Source organism: Rathayibacter sp. AY1C5, assembly GCF_002931705.1.
Lineage (GTDB): Bacteria > Actinomycetota > Actinomycetes > Actinomycetales > Microbacteriaceae > Rathayibacter.
This window is the reverse complement of record NZ_PSWD01000031.1, coordinates 1-16,355: the sequence shown is the minus strand read 5'-3', so window position 1 is coordinate 16,355 and position 16,355 is coordinate 1. Positions and strand designations below refer to the sequence as shown.

The following is a 16,355-nucleotide window of genomic DNA, read 5'->3' as shown; positions in this document are numbered from 1 at the left end:
GGGTCCTCGGGTGCTCAGCGGCGCCGGTCCAGAGCCGCCCGGAGGTACGGAGCGGTGCGGCTGCCCGCGGCCTCGGCGACCTCCTCCGGAGTGCCCGTCGCGACCACCGAGCCGCCGGCCCGGCCCGCTCCCGGGCCGAGGTCCACGACCCAGTCCGCGTCGGCGACGACGCGCATGTCGTGCTCGACGACGATCACCGTGTTGCCCCCGTCGACCAGGTGCTGCAGGTGCTCGAGCAGGCGGTCGGCGTCGGCGGGGTGCAGGCCCGACGTCGGCTCGTCGAGCAGGTAGAGCGTGTCCCCGCGCTGGGCGCGACGCAGCTCCGAGGCGAGCTTCACCCGCTGCGCCTCTCCCCCGGACAGCTCGGGCGCCGGCTGGCCGAGCGAGACGTAGCCGAGCCCCACGTCCACCAGCGCGTCGAGGTGGCGGGCGACCTCGCGGTCCTCGGCGAAGGTCTCGCGCGCATCGGCGACGCTCAGCGCGAGGACGTCGGCGATCGTCCGGCCGCCCAGGGTGACCTCGAGGGTCTCGTCGTTGTACCGGGTGCCGCCGCACGCCGTGCAGGGCGCCTCGACGGTCGGGAGGAACAGCAGCTCCACCTCCACGGAGCCCTCGCCCTTGCAGACGGGGCAGCGCCCGCTGGGCAGGTTGAAGGAGAAGCGGCTCGCCGAGAAGCGGCGGCGCTTCGCCTCCGGTGTGGCCGCGAAGAGCGTCCGCACCCGGTCGAACAGGCCCGTGTAGGTCGCGACGTTCGAGCGCGAGGTCCGGCCGATCGGGGTCTGGGTCACCTGCACCACGCGGCGCAGGCGGTCCGCGGGCCCGGAGGCGGTGCCGCAGGTCGCCGCCGCCGCCGCGTCGAGCAGCGGGTCCGCCTCCCCGCCCTCCTCCGCCGGCGCGTCCTCGGCGACGTCGGCGCGGAGCGAGGCGCGCAGCAGATCGGGCAGCGCCTGGTTCACGAGCGTCGACTTGCCCGATCCGGAGACGCCGGTGACCGCGGTGAGCACCCCGACCGGGAACGCGACGGAGAGGTCGTCGAGGGTGTGCCGCGAGACGCCGGCGAGCTCGATCCACTGCTCCGCGGTGCGGCGGGAGCGCAGCGGCGCCGGGTCGCCCTCGGGGAAGAGGTAGCGGCGGGTGACGGAGTCGCGGGCGCCCGGCAGGCCGTCGAGCGGGCCGGAGTAGACGACGGTGCCGCCCCCCGACCCCGCGCCCGGGCCGATGTCGACGATCCAGTCGGCCTCGCGGATGACGTCGAGGGAGTGCTCGACGAAGAAGACGGTGTTGCCGGTCGCCCGCAGGGTCCGCAGGATGCCGAGCAGCGCCTCCGTGTCGGCGGGGTGCAGGCCCGTGGACGGCTCGTCGAGCACGAAGACGACGCCGAAGAGGCGCGAGAGCACCTGCGTCGCGAGGCGCATCCGCTGGAGCTCCCCCGAGGAGAGTGTCGGCGTGGAGCGGTCGAGCGAGAGGTGGCCGAGGCCCAGGTCGACGATCGGCGCGAGGCGGGCGACGAGGTCCTCGACCAGCCGCTGCGCGGCCAGGCGGGTCTGCGGAGCGCCGTCGGCCGGGGTCCAGCCGGGCTCCAGCACGCGCCGCGCGACGACGACCAGCTCCTCGAGCGGGAGCGCCGACAGCTCGGTGATGTCGAGCCCCTCGAAGGTGACGGCGAGCGCGTCGGGCTTCAGCCTCCGGCCGCCGCACACCGGGCAGGCGACGCTGACGACGAACGAGGCCGCGCGCTCGCGCATCCGGGCGCTCTTCGAGCCGGCGAAGGTGTCGAGCACGTAGCGGCGCACCCCGAGGAACGTGCTCATGTAGCGCGGCTCGTCCCCGGCGGCCACGGAGGCGCGCACCTCCGCGGGCGAGCGGTCGGTCCACACGGGAACCTGCGGGGAGTCAGGAGTGTGCAGGATCCAGTCGCGGTCCTCCGCGGGCAGGTCGCGCCACGGAGCGTCGATGTCGTGTCCGAGCGAGATCAGGCTGTCGCGCAGCTGCTTGCCGTGCCAGGCGGTCGGCCAGGCGGCGAGCGCCCCGTCGCGGATCGAGAGGGAGTCGTCCGGCACCATCAGCTCGTCGGGGACGTCGTAGACCCGGCCGATGCCGTGGCAGCTGGGGCACGCGCCCTGCACGGTGTTGGCCGAGAAGTCCTCTGCGAGCAGCATCGGCGCGCCCTCGGGGTAGGCGCCGATGCGCGAGAACACCATCCGCACCACGCTCGAGAGCGTCGTCGCACTGCCGACCGTGGAGCGGGCCGAGCCTCCGGAGCGCCGCTGCGGGAGGGCGACGGCCGGCGGCAGGCCCTCGATCGAGTCGACGTCCGGCACGCCGACCTGGTCGATCAGCCGCCGCGCGTAGGGGGCGACCGACTCGAAGTAGCGGCGCTGCGCCTCCGCGTAGAGCGTGCCGAAGGCGAGCGAGCTCTTGCCCGATCCGGAGACCCCCGTGAAGGCGACGAGGGCGTCGCGCGGCACGTCGACGTCGATGCTCCGGAGGTTGTTCTCGCGGGCGCCGCGCACGCGGACGTGGTCGAGGGGGTCGGTGGTTCCAGGCGCGCTCATCCGTACAGCCTGCCGTGCCGGGATGTGGGGCGGCCGCCGCGGAGCTCCGAGGCGCTCGACGCCGAGACGGCCCGCTCCCGGCCGAGGCACCGCGGTGGGGCGGTGTCTCGGCGGGGGCGGGCCGTCTCGGCGTCAGCGGCGCGCGTGCGTCAGCAGGTGCGCGCCGGGTAGGCCGCGGTCAGGGCGCCCGCGGTGAGCGAGGCGGCCGGGACCGAGGCCTGACGGGTGGTGAAGGCGGCCGAGGCGCTGGCGCCGGGGGCGGCGGTCAGCGTCTGCGAGGCGCCGAACGGCGAGCGGATGACGACCGAGAGGGGCGTCGTGCCCGTGTTCTTCACCACTCCGGTGAGGACGACCTTGCCCGCGATGCAGCGGGTGGACGCGGTGAGCGTCGAGGTCGGTGCCGTCACCACCACGGTCGCGGTGACCGTGACGGCCGTGGAGCTCGAGAGCCGACGGTCGGCGGCGTTGTAGGCCGTCGATCCGTTCGCGCCCACCCACTGGTTGTCGTTCGCACCGATCGTGCGGACGACTCCGGTGACGGAGTAGCGGCCGGGCGCCGTCGCCACCGCGGAGGTGTTCCAGGTGACCGGCTGCGAGGCGGTGCCCCGGTTGTAGGCGAGCACGACGTCGGCGCGGGCGGGCAGAGCCGCCGCGGCGTCGGTGCCGGAGGCGACCGTCACCTCGCCGAGGTCCGAGCGGACCGCGGAGGCGGCGTCGGCCGAGCGGACCTCGGCGTACTGCCCCGCGGTCAGCGAGACGATGCCGCCGTGCTTGGTCGACGAGGCGAGCGAGAAGCCCGGGTCGGTGAGCTGGGTCCAGCCCGTGTCGAGGTCGTTCGTCACCATCGGCTTGTAGCCGGTCGCGGGGATCACGTCGACGTACAGGTACCAGGTGTCCTCGCCGTGGTCCTTGAACACCGCGGGGCCCTCGACCCCACCGGGGTTGCCGCCGGACCACACCGCGCCGATGCGCGACTGGATCTGCGTCCACGAGGTCGTCGGCAGCCACCAGGTCGCCGAGGTGGTCGACTCCATGTAGATGCCCTTGCCGGTGCCGTTGTCCTTCGAGATCCGGTAGGTCGTGCCGGAGTCCTGGATCAGCGTGGTGTCGATCGTGTCGGCCCCGGTGTCGATGAAGGTGCCGCCGTACGAGTAGGTGGCCTGCGTGAAGTCCGTGGTCGCTCCCCAGAGCACGCGGGAGGATCCGGTGCCCGGCGTGTGCGCCGCGGTCGGGTAGACCGTCGAGGACCAGTAGACGACGAACGCGCCCTTGCCGGGTCCCGCATAGTCCGGCACCCACGTGGCCTCGGGAGCCCACATCATGCCGGCCTCGAGCTTCTTCGTCCCCGCGGCGTCGAGCGCCACGTCGAACTGGCGGACGTCGCTCCACGACACGAGGTCGCTCGACTCCCAGACGTTCATCTTCGTGCTGCCCTTGGTGGTCCAGTAGCACCAGGTGTCGCAGGTGCTGGGGCCCCGGTCGCCGCCGAAGACGCGGAGGTCCGTGGCGATGATGTAGTACTTCTTCGTGTCGGGGTTGTAGGTCAGGTACGGGTCGCGGACACCGGTGGTGCCGAGGTCGGAGGCCAGGATCGGCTTCGCGCCGTTGAGCGGGTCCCACTTCTCCGGGTCGTCGCCGCGGGAGACGTCGAGGTAGATCTTCTCGGCGTAGCCCTGGGAGTCCTCGACGAAGTGGACCATCAGGTAGCCGTAGGGGGTGTCGACGCCGACCTGCGGCTCGACCGTCACGGCGATCGAGCGGGTCTGCACGATTCCGCGGATCGACGCCGTCGCGGTGAGCGACGAGGTGCGCGCGGCCTGGCCCACGGCGGGGCGGTCGGCGCTGAGGGTGCGGCCGTCGGCCGAGACGCGCAGGGTCGGGTCGCTGGAGGACCAGGTCACCGCTCCCCCGTAGTCGGGCAGGTTCGTGGTCGAGTCGTCGACGGTGAGCGGGGCGACCCCGGCCAGCACGGCGGCGGCGATCGGGGAGAACGTGGAGGCGTGAGGCTTCGCGTCGACGCTCGACACGGCCACCACCTCCGCCCCGGTGAGCGCGCGGTCGTAGACGCGGAACGCCGAGACCTCGCCCGTGTAGAACGGGTCGGGGTACGGTGCTCGGCCGATCGTGTTCAGCGACTGGTCCGCCACCGACGAGGGGCGCAGAGCGGTGGGCGCCGAGGCGACCTGGACGCCGTCGACGAAGAACGAGATCGTGCCGGCGCTGCCGTCGATCACCGAGGTGAGGCTGTACCAGCGGTCGGCGGTCAGGGCGGAGGCGCTGCGGGCGTTGTTCTCGCCGTTCCCTCCGCTGGTCGTGATCGCGGTGCGCACCCGGTCGCGGACGGACGCGAACCAGTACTGGTTCGTGCTGTCGCTGCCGATGTTCCACAGGAAGTGGAAGTTCGAGAGCATCGACGCGTCGGCGCGGGTCTCGATCGTGACGGTGGCCGACGAGCGACCGGTCAGCAGGTTCGCGGGCAGCTGCACCCAGGGGGCGGTGGTGCTGCTCTTGGGGCCGCCGGTGAGGCGGAGCGACGTGCCGGTCCAGAGCGCGTCGGTCGCGTTGCGGACGGTGGCGGCTCCCACGCCTCCGCTCACGGTGTTCGGGACCGTGCTGCCGGTGGTCTGCGTGAACCGGTAGTCGGCGAGGAGGCCCTGCTGCGGGATCACGGCATCGGCCGCCTGCGCGGCCGGAGCCGGGGCGACGAGGCCCGAGAGCAGCACTGCTCCGAGGCCGAGCGCGGCGAGCGCTGCGCGCAGCGGCGCTCGCCGCGCGGGTGTGGTGGTGGGGGGCATGGTGCTCCTTCAGTGGAGTGGTGCGGTTCAGGGAGGGGGAGAGGATCTCGGGGTGCCGAGCCCTGCTGGGTCGAGCAGCGCCGTCAGGGGCGTGTCGGAGCCTGTGTGCGGAGCACGAAGGGCTCGATACGCCGCCGGGCGGCTGCTCGACCGGCAGGGAGGGGCAGCTGCTCGACCGGCACGAGGGATCAGCCGCCGGGGTTCGTGTCGGTGTACCCGGTGGTCGGGGCGGTGGTGCCGAGTGCCGCGAGGGTGGGCGCCTTCCGCATCACGACGGGGTTGCCCGGGCTGTCGCGACCATGGAGCAGTCGCCGTCGTGGAACTCGATCGCGGGGTCGGCGGTGTCCGGCGCGATCGGGTCGGTGGAGGTCGGCTCGCCGAGGGCGACGGCCGGGGAGGCGGCGGTGAAGGGCAGCGGAGCCACCGCGGCGAGGAGGATCAGCAGCCCGGCCGTGTGGCGGCGCCGGAGCCCCGCGGATCGGGGGAGCTCGGCGTCGACGGGCGTCGATGCGGTCGTCATCGTGACTCCATCGTCAGGGGCGGCGTGGGGCCCGGAGGCGCACCGTGAGCGGCGCGCCCCCGGGGGCGGGGGGGGCTGCGGAGAGGCGCCGGAGGGCGCCAACAGGAGAGGCCCGGTGGACCTCGGAGAAGAACTCGCCGTGACTCGCAGGATCCGGCGCGACCTCCACCTCGAGGCCTCCGACGCCGCCAGCTGCACGGTTTGTTCACGGTAACAGGGCGTCTGCGCAAACTCAACGGCCCCCGTGAGCGGGGGTGGCATCACTTCACGGCGCCTGCGGTCCGCGCGGTCGCTCTCGTCACGGAGGAAGGATCCGCGGCGCCCCGTGGAACGGCGCAGGCGACGTGGGCCGGATCGGACGTTCGTCGTGAGTCGTGATCAGCACCGCCGTCCCGAGCCGCCGTCCTCTTTCTTCCACCGCCGCTCGCGCCTCCGCCGCCGCTGTCAAGAGGGGAGAGACGGTCCGCGCCCCTCGCCTAAGGTGCCGGGATGCCCCGCACCCGGACGTCCCGCGCCGCCCTCGCCTGGCGGGAGGCGGTCACCGGCTCGCGCCTCATGCTCGCTCTCAAGACGGCGCTGGCGGTCGGCATCGCCTGGGCCGTCGCGCCGCTCGCTCCCGGAGTCGCGGAGCAGTACCCGTACTACGCGCCGCTCGGCGCCCTCGTCAGCATGTACCCGACCTTGATGGGCTCGGTCCGCACCGGACTACAGACCCTGCTCGGGCTCGCGGCGGGGATCGGCCTCGCCGCCCTCGTGGTCGTCACCGTCGGACCGACCTGGTGGACGATCCCGCTCGTCGTCGGGATCGGCGTGGTCCTCTCGGGGACGGGGTGGTTCGGCGCGGGCCGCGAGTACGTGCCGATGGCGGCCCTCTTCGTGCTCATCATCGGCGGGGCCGACGCCGAGGACTACTCCCTCGGCTACCTCGTGCAGATGGCGGTGGGCGTGGTGGTGGGGCTGCTGGTGAACGTGGTCGTCGCCCCCGGGCTCACCGTCGAGGCGGCGTCCGCCCGGGTCGACGCGTTCCAGCGCGAGCTCGCGGAGCACCTGCGCCAGCTGGCCGCCGCGCTCGAGGAGACGTGGCCGCCCGAGCACGAGGCGTGGGCGCGCAACGGCGAGGAGCTGGCCCGGACGGCGGAGGAGGTCCGCGCGGCCCTCGCGGACGCGGACGAGAGCCGCAAGGGCAACCCGCGCGCACTGCTGCACCGGCGCGACTCCCGACCCGACCACCTCCGCCTCGAGACGCTCGACGCGATCCTCTTCCACGTCCGCGATCTGAGCGGCGCCCTCGCGGACACCATCTGGGAGCGGCCGGGCGCGCTCCCGTTCGATCCGGCGCTCGGCCCGCCGCTGAGCGAGGCCTGCCGGGCGGTCGCCGACGCGATCGATCGCGACGACGTCGGGTCCCCCGCCGCGCACCGGGCGATCGGGGGCGCGGCCCGCGCGATCCGGCACCTCGTGCAGGTCGTCGACGAGCGGACCGCCGCGACCTCCCGGACCCTCGGGCCCGGCGTCCTCGCGGCGATGCACCTCCGCCGCGTCCTGGTGCGCCTGCAGCACGACGGCGCGGAACCGCAGGAGGAGTGAGGTCTGGCGCCTCCCGCCCCATACTGATATGGTGATGGGACATCGGGAGGACGGGGACGACGTGGAGCGGACGGTGACGACGACGAGCCTCCGTGGTCGCACGCCTGAGCGGGTGACCACGGAGGCTCGTCTGGCCTTCGGGCAGGCGCTACTCGCAGACGAAGAAGGCGACCTCCACGTAGCCCATCGTCTGCGAACGGGTGTCGACGTCGGAGTTCTCGACGGTCACGCCGGACGCGGCGAAGCTGCTGCCTCCTGCGCCCGTCGACGCGTTGGCCGCGTAGGAGCCGCCAACGCGCACCCACAGGGAGGTGCCACCGCCGGCACCGCCGAAGTAACCGCCGCCGCCACCACCGGACGCATAGGTCACCTGGCGGCTCGCGTTCGTCCTCGCTGCGCCGGCACCGCCGTCGCGCCCGGAGCCCGGGCTGCCGAGAACCGTCTCGGTCACGTTGACCGTCGTCACACCGGGCTGCCCCGGCCCGGTCTGGCTTCCGCCGGTGCTCGGGGCCTGCTCCGTGGAGCCGGTGCTGCTGTCCGCGCGCGAGACGGCGCTGTCGTAGCCGGAGCCGCCGACGGGGCCGCCGGACCCCGCGTTCGGCCCGACGCGGGCGGACCGGGTGAAGTCGTTCGAGGTGAAGCCGGCTGCGCTACCGCCGCCGCCGCCCGCGATGACGAGCAGGGAGCCCGCGGCGGTGATCCCGCTGGCCCCGCCCCCTCCTCCGGAGCCGATGTAGCCCGGAGTGCCCGGAGCCCCGCCGTTGCCGAGCCCCCGGCCGCCGGCCTGGTTGCTGCCGCCCGAGCCCGCGGTGATGACGATCTCGGACGCTCCGCCGAGCGCGTCGACGGGGATGGTGCCCGTCACCCGCGCACCGGCGCTGGTGACGTCCGACCCGGTGCGGACGCCGCCGCCGTCTCCGCCGACCGCCGTGAAGCGGACCCACTGGGTTCCCGCGGGCACGGGGATCGTCCGGGCCGCGAGCGCGGTGGTCGAGGTGGCGTCGATGCGCTGCGCGTCCTGCAGGGCGCACTGGGGGGCGGTCGAGGCCGACGCCATCGGAGCGGCGATCGAGGCGGCCACAACAGGAATCGCCCATGCGGCGCCCTTCACCACGGTTCGGCGCTGGGTCAGACGATCGGGGGCGCCGGTCGGCGTGCTGGTGTCTTCGTTCTGCATCGGAGTCCTTCTGTCATCGTGCACCCCTGGGTATCGGGGGCAGAGTCGGGTGAGAGGCGCGGGAGGATGCCCGTGCCGCTCCGACAGAGTCGCCTGCTCCGCGACGGGGCACGCCGCTCGAGGCCGCTCTGGCGCGAACCTGCCCTGAGGCGGCGCGCCGCGCCCCCCGCGCCTCATCCTCAGCGACTTCTCCGCAGCGCCGACCAGTCGTGCACGACGTCGCAGATGCCCCGTCGGACTCGCCGATACGGACCCTCCGAGCGGGCGGCCCGACTCGCGAGCACCCTGGACCGAGCGGCCCGGAGAGCCCGCGACGGCCGAGCGCAGAACCCGACGTCAGTCCGGCGCCGGCCCGCGACGGCCGAACGGGCAGCCCGGCGACAACCCGGCGTCACGCCCCGACGGCCGAACGGCCAGCCCGGCATCAGCCCGGCGTCAGCCCGGCGTCAGCCCGCGTCGGCGAGCAGCGCCTCGCGGTCGAGCCGCTTCGCGTAGCAGCGCGCGCTCGGCTCGTCGCCCCAGTAGCCGTAGCCCGCGATCGGGTCGTAGCCGGCGCTCGCGTAGAGCGCCATCGCCTCCGGCTGCTCCGTGCCGGTGACCAGTCGGAGCAGCTCCACGCCCTCGCGGGCCGCCAGCCGCTCGACGCCGGCGAGCAGCACGCGGCTGAGCCCGCGGCCCCGCGCGGCGCTCACCACGAACATCCGCTTGATCTCGCCGATCCCGTCCTCGACCGCGAGCGCCACGCAGCCGACGAGCCCGCCGTCGACCTCGAGCAGCAGGGTCGGAGCGTCGGCGGGAGGGCGCGGACCGGTGTCGTCGCCGCCGTAGCGGGCGAGGAGGTCGGCCTCCTGCAGGGCGAAGAGGTCCGTGGCGGCCGGGTCTCCGGCCGTGGTCTCGATCAGGCGGTGCACGGCACGATGCTACGGCGCGGCGGCGAGCCCCGCGGCGATCCCCGTCAGCTGCTCGAGCACGGCCCGCACGGCCGAGCGCTCCAGCGTCTCGGGCCGGGCGAGGCAGTCGATGTGGCGGCCTAGCCCCGGGATCCCGAGCGGCCGCAGCACCACCTCCGGCGTGCGCCGCAGGTCGGTCGTGTACCGCGGCAGCAGCGCCACGCCGTCGCCCGCCGACACGACCGCCGCCGCGACCAGGAAGTCGTTGATCCGGTGCGGGATGCGCGCGTCGCCGCCCGCGAGGACCGCGATGGCGTCGATCGCCCGCTCCAGGGGGAAGCCCTCGTGCACCGCGACCCACTCCTCGTCGCGGAGGTCGGCGGGGCGGACGACGTCCTTCGCGGCGAGCGGATGGTCGCGCCGCAGCGCGAGGTCGAGCGGCTCGAAGAGGAGGGGCGTGGAGCGCACGGTCCCGGGCCACTCGGCGCTGCCGGCGAGCCGGTGCGCGACGACCAGGTCGTGATCCGCGGTCAGCCCGGCGAAGGCGCTCTGCGCCACGTCGAAGTCGGCGAGCGCGACGCCCGGCCGACCCGGTGCGCGCAGCGCCTCCAGCAGCGGGCCGAACATCGCCAGCCCCGCGCTGTGGAACGCGGCGACCGAGACCGTGCCGCTCGGCTCCCCCTCGAAGTCCGCGACCGCCCGGGCCGCGCGCTCGAGCGCCACCTCCACCTCGACCACGGCCGCCGCGAGAGCGCGGCCGGCGGGGGTCAGCGCGGTCCGGCGCCCGTCGCGGAAGGTCAGGGCCGTCGGAGTGCGGCGCTGCAGCGCGCTGATCTGCTGCGAGACGGAGGAGGGGGACACCCGCATCGCGGCGGCGACGGCGGCGATGCTCCCGCGCTCGCCGAGCTCCCGCAGAGCCCTGAGCTGTCCGAGTTCCATGAGTTCCAACTTACGCGTCGGCGAAGAAGATGCAGTCTTGTCCTTCGGGTCTCCGTGCCGCCACGATGAGCCGTGCACGCTCTCCTCTCCCGCTTCCGGGTCGACCTCCTCCTGCTCGTGGTCGCCGCCTCCTGGGGCTCGACCTACTTCGCGGCGAAGGAGCTCGTCACCGACTCGAGCGTGATGGCGCTGCTCGGCTCGCGGATGACCCTCGCCGCCCTGTGCCTGGCCGTGATCGTCGCGGCGCGGCGGCACCGGATCACCGCGGCGGAGTGGCGGGTCGGCGTGACCATCGGGGCGCTGCTCGCGACGATCTTCGCGCTCGAGACCTACGGCATCGCCGGCACCTCCGCCACCAACGCGGGCCTCATCATCAGCCTGACGATCGTGATCACGCCGATCCTCGACTCCGCCGTCTCGAAGCGCCGACTCCCGGGCCGCTTCCTGCTCGCATGCCTCGTCGCGGTCGTCGGGGTCGCGCTGCTCGCGGGCAACGGCTCCCTCCGCCCGCTCTCCCCCGGCGACCTGCTGATCCTCGGCGCCGCCGTCGTGCGGGCCGTGCACGTCACGTCGATGCACCGCCTCTCGGCGCGAGCGCCGATGGACTCCCTCCGCCTGACCACGGTGCAGCTCGGCACCTGCGCCGTCGTCTTCAGCGCCGCGTCGCTCGTCGTCGGCGTGCCGATCCCCGAGTACGTCGCGGGGCTCGACCCCGTGGGCGCCGGCCTGTTGCTCTACCTCGTCCTGGTCTGCACCGTCTTCGGCTTCCTCGTGCAGACGTGGGCGGTCCGCCGCACCTCCCCCTCCCGCGTCAGCCTCCTGCTGGGCACCGAGCCGGTGTGGGCCGCGGTCGTCGGAGTCGCGCTCGCCCGCGACCCGATCGCGCCGGTCGGCTTCCTCGGCATCGCGCTGATCCTCGCGGGCACGGCCTGGGGGCGCTCCCTCGAGCAGCGGACGGCACCCGACGTGCCGACCGCGGCGGCCGCTCCGGAGGCGCTGCTCGCCCCCGAGCCGGAGGACGAGCACCGGCGTCCCGTCGAGCGGTAGCCGGGTCAAGGGACTCGCGTGCGGCGTCCCGATGTGGGGGAATCGGGTCGGGAGGCGTCCGCCGCGGGCGCCGCCGGAGGAGGATCCATGTCGCTCAGCGTGCTGTTCATCGGCGGGACGGGCATCATCAGCGCCGCCTGCGTCCGCGAGGCGCTGCAGCTCGGCCACGACGTGACCGTGCTGAACCGGGGGCGGACGTCGCTCCGCCCGCTGCCCGAGGGCGTCCGCGAGGTGCAGGCCGACGGCCGCGACCGCGACTCCGTCACCGCCGCCCTCGGCGACAAGACCTTCGACGCCGTGATCGACTTCGTCGCCTTCACGCCCGAGCACGTGCAGCAGGACATCGACCTGTTCGCCGGCCGCACGGGCCAGTACGTCTTCATCAGCTCGGCCTCGGCCTACCAGAAGCCGCCGCGCAGCCTCCCGGTCACCGAGTCGACTCCGCTCCGGAACCCCTACTGGCAGTACTCCCGCGACAAGATCGCGTGCGAGGACCTGCTCGTGGCCGAGTACCGCGCGAGCGGCTTCCCGGTCACGATCGTCCGCCCCTCGCACACCTACGACCGCACCGCGCTGCCCGTCGATGGAGGCTGGACCGTCGTCGACCGGATGCGCCGCGGCCAGGAGGTGGTCGTCCTCGGCGACGGCACCTCGCTCTGGACGCTCACGCACGCCGACGACGTCGCCGTCGGCCTGGTCGGCCTCCTCGGCGCCTCCGCCGCGATCGGCGAGGCCTTCCACATCACCGGCGACGAGACGCCGACCTGGGACGAGATCCACCACGACCTCGCCGCGGCGGCCGGAGTCGAGCCGCGCCTCGTGCACGTCGCCTCCGACGCGATCGCCGCCGCCGACCCCGAGCTCGGTGCCGGGATCGTCGGCGACAAGGCGCACTCGATGGTGTTCGACAACGCGAAGATCCGCCGCCTCGTCCCGGCGTACTCCCCCTCGGTGCGCTTCAGCGACGGCGCCCGCGAGATCGTGGAGTGGTACGACGCCGACGAGTCGCGCCGCGTGGTCGACGAGCGGATGAACGGCCTGTTCGACGCGCTGATCGAGCGGTACCGGCCGCGCCCGCTGTGAGGGGCGGGGGGTGCGCGAGTCCGCCGACTCCGCCCCTCCCGGCCGCTGCACCCCGCTCGGCTCCTCCGCCCGCGCCGGCGCCCCCGCTCAGCCGATCGGCTCGAGCCGGACCAGGAACCCGCCCGGCACTCCCGGCTGCAGCTCCTGGTACTCGGACGACACGCGGTAGGAGCCCTCGCCGACCGCCGTCACGGTGAAGGCGTCGTCCGTGCGCGTGCCCGCGAGGAAGACGGTGTAGACATCGGTGCCGTCCTCGGCGGTGCGCTTCCCGGCCGCCGCGCCGACCCAGCGGTGCCCGCCCGGATCGGCCGTCGCCGTCTCCCCGAGGGTCGCGTCGATCGCGGCCGGGTCGACGCCCACGGTGCCGATCCCGTCCTGGCACTCCCGCCAGACGCCCGTGAATCCCGGGTCGGGGTCGGAGTAGCAGAACATCATCGACCCGTCGGGCGCGACGTGCAGGTCGCCGTAGCCGCCGACCACCGGCCCGGAGACGGGGGCGGCCGTGGGCCCGGTCGTCGGCTCGGGGTCGGCCGGCGCGGTGCACCCGGCGAGCGCGAGGACGAGCACCGCCACCGCTCCCGCTCGCCACCTCATGTGCGCAACCTACTGGAGCCGCGCCCCCGCCCGTCCGTGTGCCGAGCCGGGAGTCCGCCGGGAGCCGGCCCGCCCTCAGACCAGCCGGCGGCCGCTGAAGCGGTCGACGGGGGCGTCGTGGCGCATCGCCCGCTCGTACATCCGCCGGAACGGCTCGGTGAGCACGCCGTTCGTGCGGTCCAGCGAGTCCTGCCAGGCCACGATCTCCCCCAGCTGCGCGGCGAGATCCGCGCGGAGGGCCGCCTCGTCGACGGTGGTCGAGACGCCCTTCGAGACGACGATCCGGCCCGCGACGATCACGGTGTCGATCGACGAGCCGTTCTCGGAGTAGACGAGCTGGTTCTCGAGCCGCTGGCGCGGGGTGAAGTTCAGCGTCTCGAGGTCGTAGACGACGAGGTCGGCCTGCTTGCCGACCTCGATGCTGCCGGTGACGCCGTCGAGCACGGCGCTGCGCGCGCCTCCGATCGTTCCGGCCGTGAGCACCTCGGACACGGTCGGCCAGGTGGCGATGTCCGGATCCGTGACCTTGTGCAGGAGCGCCGCGGCCTTCACGACGTCGAGCATGCGCGGAGTGTCGCTGCTCGAGCAGCCGTCGGTGCCGAGGCCGAGGTTCACGCCCGCGTCGTGCAGCGCGCGCCACGGGGCGATGCCCGAGCCGAGCTTGAGGTTCGAGATCGGGTTGTGCGAGACGGACGTGCCGGCGGCGGCGATCCGCTCCATGTCGGAGTCGGTGAGCCAGATCCCGTGGGCGAAGGTCGTGTTCGGCGAGAGCGCGCCGATCCGCTCCATGTACTCGACCAGGGTCGAGCCGTAGGACAGCTCGCCGGTCACCAGCTGCGTCTTCGTCTCGAGGACGTGGATGTGGCACTCCGCCCCGTGCTCGAGCGCCAGCTCGGTCGCCCCCACGAGCAGCTCGGGCCCGCACCGCTGAGGAGCGGACGGGGCGACCATGTAGCGCAGCCGCCCGCCTCCCCTCCCGTGCTGGGTCGCGAACGCCTCGCGGCTGAAGGCGAGGTAGCCCTCCGTCGTCGGGCGCGACGCCGACCGCGCCTGGTCGAGGATCTCCGCGGGCACGTACTCCTCGAGGAACGGCATCGTCTCGTGGAAGGGCCTGCTGATGACGTGGCCCGAGATGTTGGCGCGGACTCCGATCTCGTCGTACGCGTCGAAGACCGCGGCGAGCTGCTCCGCGTCCTGGTCCGGGTTCTCGAGCACGTCGTCGACCAGGGTCGTGACCCCGGCCTTCAGCGATTCGAGGGCGAAGAGCGACGAGCGCAGCCGCACCAGATCCGGAGCGACGCGGCTGTTCCCGAGGATCGGGTACGACAGCAGCATCCACAGCTCGAGCGGCAGGTTGTCGTAGCGGCCCTTGTAGAGGTACTCCCACGAGTGGGTGTGGGCGTTGACGAAGCCGGGGACGACCAGGCGGTCGCGCCCGTCGATCACCTCGTCGCCCGGCTCGGGGACGAGGCCCGGGCCGATCGCGACGATCAGCTCGTCGACGATGCGGATGCTCGCCGTGATCGGGACGGCGCCCGAGACCGGGTCCATGGTGATCACGGCGGCGTCGGAGAGGAAGAGGGGCATGGCGGTTCCGTTCGTGGTGCGGGGTGGGACGGGGCGGGCCGGCTCGCGAGGGGGCCGGCCCGCGGAGGGGCTCGGGCTCAGCCGCGGACGGGCTCGGGCTCCGCGGCGACCGGCGCGGCCGACTCCCGGCGCTCGACCCAGGCGGGAGCGTCCCGGCCGAGCAGGAGGTAGGCGATGCCGGCCGAGACTCCGCCCGCGAGCCACGAGACGTCGACGCCGCCGAGGGCGGTCGCGGCCGGACCCTGCAGGGCAGGCACCGAGCCGTTCATGAACAGCCAGGTCAGGGTCGCGCCGATCGCGAAGGAGAGCAGCGCCCGCCAGCGGACGTCCGGCAGCAGCGGCGAGCCGACCGGGGCGAACAGGTGCCCGAAGGAGCGGACGCGCGGCTCGAACACGGTGTAGTGCACCAGCACGATCGCACCCCACGGGGCGACCCAGCCGACGAGGCCGACCAGCCACGCGTCGAGCGTGGTGGCGAGGTCGTCCTGGAAGACGAAGAACACCGCGGCCGCGAAGGCCAGCACGCCGACGATGAGGCTGAGCGCGCGGCGCCCGAGCCGGATGTCGAGGGCCTGGGTCGCCATGCCGAACGAGTAGATGTTCAGGACGTTGGTCGCGATCGGACCGTGCACCACCAGGAGCAGCACGGGGATCGCGAGGGCGCCGAAGTTCTCGACGATCAGCTCCCCGGGATCCACGGAGCCGTTCTTCGTCGCGAGGGTCGCGCCGAGGACGCCGAGCCAGACCACCGGGATGAACTGGCCGAGGACGCTGGCGAGGTAGAGCCCCCGCTTCGAGGAGCGGGGTCCGACGAAGCGGGAGTAGTCGCCGGCGTAGGCGAGCCAGGTGAGGCCCCAGCCGATGCCGATGGCGGTCATCACGATGGACATGGCCGCGATGCGGTCGCCTCCGGTGAGCGCGCCCTCCGCGGGGCCGGCGTAGGACCAGTCGATGTCGAGGAAGAACCAGGCGACGACCGACATGATCGCCAGCACCAGGAGGGTCGGCGGCACGGTCCAGCGCTCGAAGGCGGCGATCGCGCGGTAGCCGAGGAAGGAGATCGCGACCTGCACCGCCATGATCACCGCGGCCACCGCGATCTTCCAGCCGACGTTCGCCTGCTCCGGGTCGACGACGCCGACGGAGCCGAGGAGCGCGATGACCAGGTCGAGGACGATCCAGGTGTTGATGGCGCACCAGCCGATCACGACCACGGCCTGGATCGCGGCCGGGACGTAGTTGCCGCGCCGGCCGAAGATCGCCCGTCCCACGAGCATCCCGGTCGCCCCTGTCCGCTGGCCGAGGAGGACGAAGAAGCCGAACACCGCCATCCCGACCACGTTGCCGAGCACGAGGACGGTGACGGTGTCCGCCAGGCCGAGGCCCATGTTCACGCCAAGGGCGCCGAGCACCCAGTTGATGGGGGCGATGTTGGCGCCGGCCCAGATCCAGAACTGCCCGTCGAGCCGGGCGGTGCGCCGGGAGTCGGGCAGGGGACTCAGCGCGTCCTCGGCGTCGGCGGTGCCGTGCAGGGTGTCGGTGCTCATGGCGGATCCTCTCGGGGAGGGGGATGAAGGGGAG

At 73.7% G+C, this 16,355-nt stretch carries 12 protein-coding genes; 3 read left to right on the top strand and 9 right to left on the bottom strand.

What is annotated here, in order from left to right; genetic code table 11:
- Positions 1 to 14: 14 nt before the first annotated feature.
- From C5C57_RS15560 to C5C57_RS15550, 3 genes are all read right to left on the bottom strand, one after another.
- Positions 15 to 2,555: an excinuclease ABC subunit UvrA gene (locus tag C5C57_RS15560; protein ID WP_104297833.1), complete on the bottom strand. Its 2,541-nt coding sequence runs from the start codon at positions 2,553 to 2,555 to the stop codon at positions 15 to 17.
- Between the two features lie 149 nt (positions 2,556 to 2,704).
- A complete protein-coding gene (locus C5C57_RS15555; RefSeq protein ID WP_104297832.1) occupies positions 2,705 to 5,350 on the bottom strand; it encodes a LamG-like jellyroll fold domain-containing protein in 2,646 nt (881 codons plus the stop codon).
- 268 nt (positions 5,351 to 5,618) lie between these two features.
- On the bottom strand, positions 5,619 to 5,870 hold the full coding sequence (locus tag C5C57_RS15550; RefSeq protein ID WP_104226573.1) for a hypothetical protein: 252 nt from the start codon (positions 5,868 to 5,870) through the stop codon (positions 5,619 to 5,621).
- Between the two features lie 489 nt (positions 5,871 to 6,359).
- Here C5C57_RS15550 and C5C57_RS15545 point away from each other — a divergent pair, with 489 nt between their 5' ends.
- Positions 6,360 to 7,457 carry an aromatic acid exporter family protein gene (locus C5C57_RS15545; protein WP_104248337.1) on the top strand — a complete coding sequence of 366 codons (1,098 nt, stop codon included), beginning with the start codon at positions 6,360 to 6,362 and terminating at the stop codon, positions 7,455 to 7,457.
- A gap of 148 nt (positions 7,458 to 7,605) precedes the next feature.
- Here the strand turns inward: C5C57_RS15545 and C5C57_RS15540 are convergent, their stop codons facing one another.
- The 3 genes from C5C57_RS15540 to C5C57_RS15530 form a co-directional block, all read right to left on the bottom strand.
- A complete protein-coding gene (locus C5C57_RS15540; RefSeq protein WP_146082448.1) occupies positions 7,606 to 8,634 on the bottom strand; it encodes a hypothetical protein in 1,029 nt (342 codons plus the stop codon).
- 446 nt (positions 8,635 to 9,080) lie between these two features.
- Positions 9,081 to 9,545, bottom strand: coding sequence for a GNAT family N-acetyltransferase (locus tag C5C57_RS15535; RefSeq protein WP_104226986.1), 465 nt, complete (start codon positions 9,543 to 9,545; stop codon positions 9,081 to 9,083).
- 9 nt (positions 9,546 to 9,554) lie between these two features.
- Complete coding sequence (locus tag C5C57_RS15530) at positions 9,555 to 10,463, bottom strand: LysR family transcriptional regulator (RefSeq protein ID WP_104222489.1); 909 nt, start codon at positions 10,461 to 10,463, stop codon at positions 9,555 to 9,557.
- Positions 10,464 to 10,535: 72 nt separating this feature from the next.
- Here C5C57_RS15530 and C5C57_RS15525 point away from each other — a divergent pair, with 72 nt between their 5' ends.
- Together C5C57_RS15525 and C5C57_RS15520 are read left to right on the top strand one after the other, a co-directional pair.
- Entirely contained in the window at positions 10,536 to 11,510 is a 975-nt protein-coding gene (locus tag C5C57_RS15525) for a DMT family transporter (protein WP_219815118.1), read from the top strand.
- 87 nt (positions 11,511 to 11,597) lie between these two features.
- Positions 11,598 to 12,593: an SDR family oxidoreductase gene (locus C5C57_RS15520; protein WP_104248338.1), complete on the top strand. Its 996-nt coding sequence runs from the start codon at positions 11,598 to 11,600 to the stop codon at positions 12,591 to 12,593.
- Positions 12,594 to 12,680: 87 nt separating this feature from the next.
- Here the strand turns inward: C5C57_RS15520 and C5C57_RS15515 are convergent, their stop codons facing one another.
- The 3 genes from C5C57_RS15515 to C5C57_RS15505 form a co-directional block, all read right to left on the bottom strand.
- The gene (locus C5C57_RS15515; protein ID WP_146082447.1) at positions 12,681 to 13,187 is read right to left on the bottom strand and encodes a hypothetical protein; all 507 of its coding nucleotides are present in this window, start codon (positions 13,185 to 13,187) and stop codon (positions 12,681 to 12,683) included.
- Positions 13,188 to 13,262: 75 nt separating this feature from the next.
- The gene (locus tag C5C57_RS15510; RefSeq protein WP_104248340.1) at positions 13,263 to 14,774 is read right to left on the bottom strand and encodes an amidohydrolase family protein; all 1,512 of its coding nucleotides are present in this window, start codon (positions 14,772 to 14,774) and stop codon (positions 13,263 to 13,265) included.
- A gap of 77 nt (positions 14,775 to 14,851) precedes the next feature.
- On the bottom strand, positions 14,852 to 16,321 hold the full coding sequence (locus tag C5C57_RS15505; protein WP_104234359.1) for a cytosine permease: 1,470 nt from the start codon (positions 16,319 to 16,321) through the stop codon (positions 14,852 to 14,854).
- Between the last annotated feature and the right edge of the window lie 34 nt (positions 16,322 to 16,355).

What these genes read in the sequence shown, in the direction of transcription:
- C5C57_RS15510 (WP_104248340.1), bottom strand. Translation starts at nt 14,774, where the DNA reads ATGCCCCTCTTCCTCTCCGACGCCGCCGTGATCACCATGGACCCGGTC.
- C5C57_RS15520 (WP_104248338.1), top strand. Translation starts at nt 11,598, where the DNA reads ATGTCGCTCAGCGTGCTGTTCATCGGCGGGACGGGCATCATCAGCGCC.
- C5C57_RS15540 (WP_146082448.1), bottom strand. Translation starts at nt 8,634, where the DNA reads ATGCAGAACGAAGACACCAGCACGCCGACCGGCGCCCCCGATCGTCTG.
- C5C57_RS15505 (WP_104234359.1), bottom strand. Translation starts at nt 16,321, where the DNA reads ATGAGCACCGACACCCTGCACGGCACCGCCGACGCCGAGGACGCGCTG.
- C5C57_RS15550 (WP_104226573.1), bottom strand. Translation starts at nt 5,870, where the DNA reads ATGACGACCGCATCGACGCCCGTCGACGCCGAGCTCCCCCGATCCGCG.
- C5C57_RS15530 (WP_104222489.1), bottom strand. Translation starts at nt 10,463, where the DNA reads ATGGAACTCGGACAGCTCAGGGCTCTGCGGGAGCTCGGCGAGCGCGGG.
- C5C57_RS15545 (WP_104248337.1), top strand. Translation starts at nt 6,360, where the DNA reads ATGCCCCGCACCCGGACGTCCCGCGCCGCCCTCGCCTGGCGGGAGGCG.
- C5C57_RS15555 (WP_104297832.1), bottom strand. Translation starts at nt 5,350, where the DNA reads ATGCCCCCCACCACCACACCCGCGCGGCGAGCGCCGCTGCGCGCAGCG.
- C5C57_RS15560 (WP_104297833.1), bottom strand. Translation starts at nt 2,555, where the DNA reads ATGAGCGCGCCTGGAACCACCGACCCCCTCGACCACGTCCGCGTGCGC.
- C5C57_RS15515 (WP_146082447.1), bottom strand. Translation starts at nt 13,187, where the DNA reads ATGAGGTGGCGAGCGGGAGCGGTGGCGGTGCTCGTCCTCGCGCTCGCC.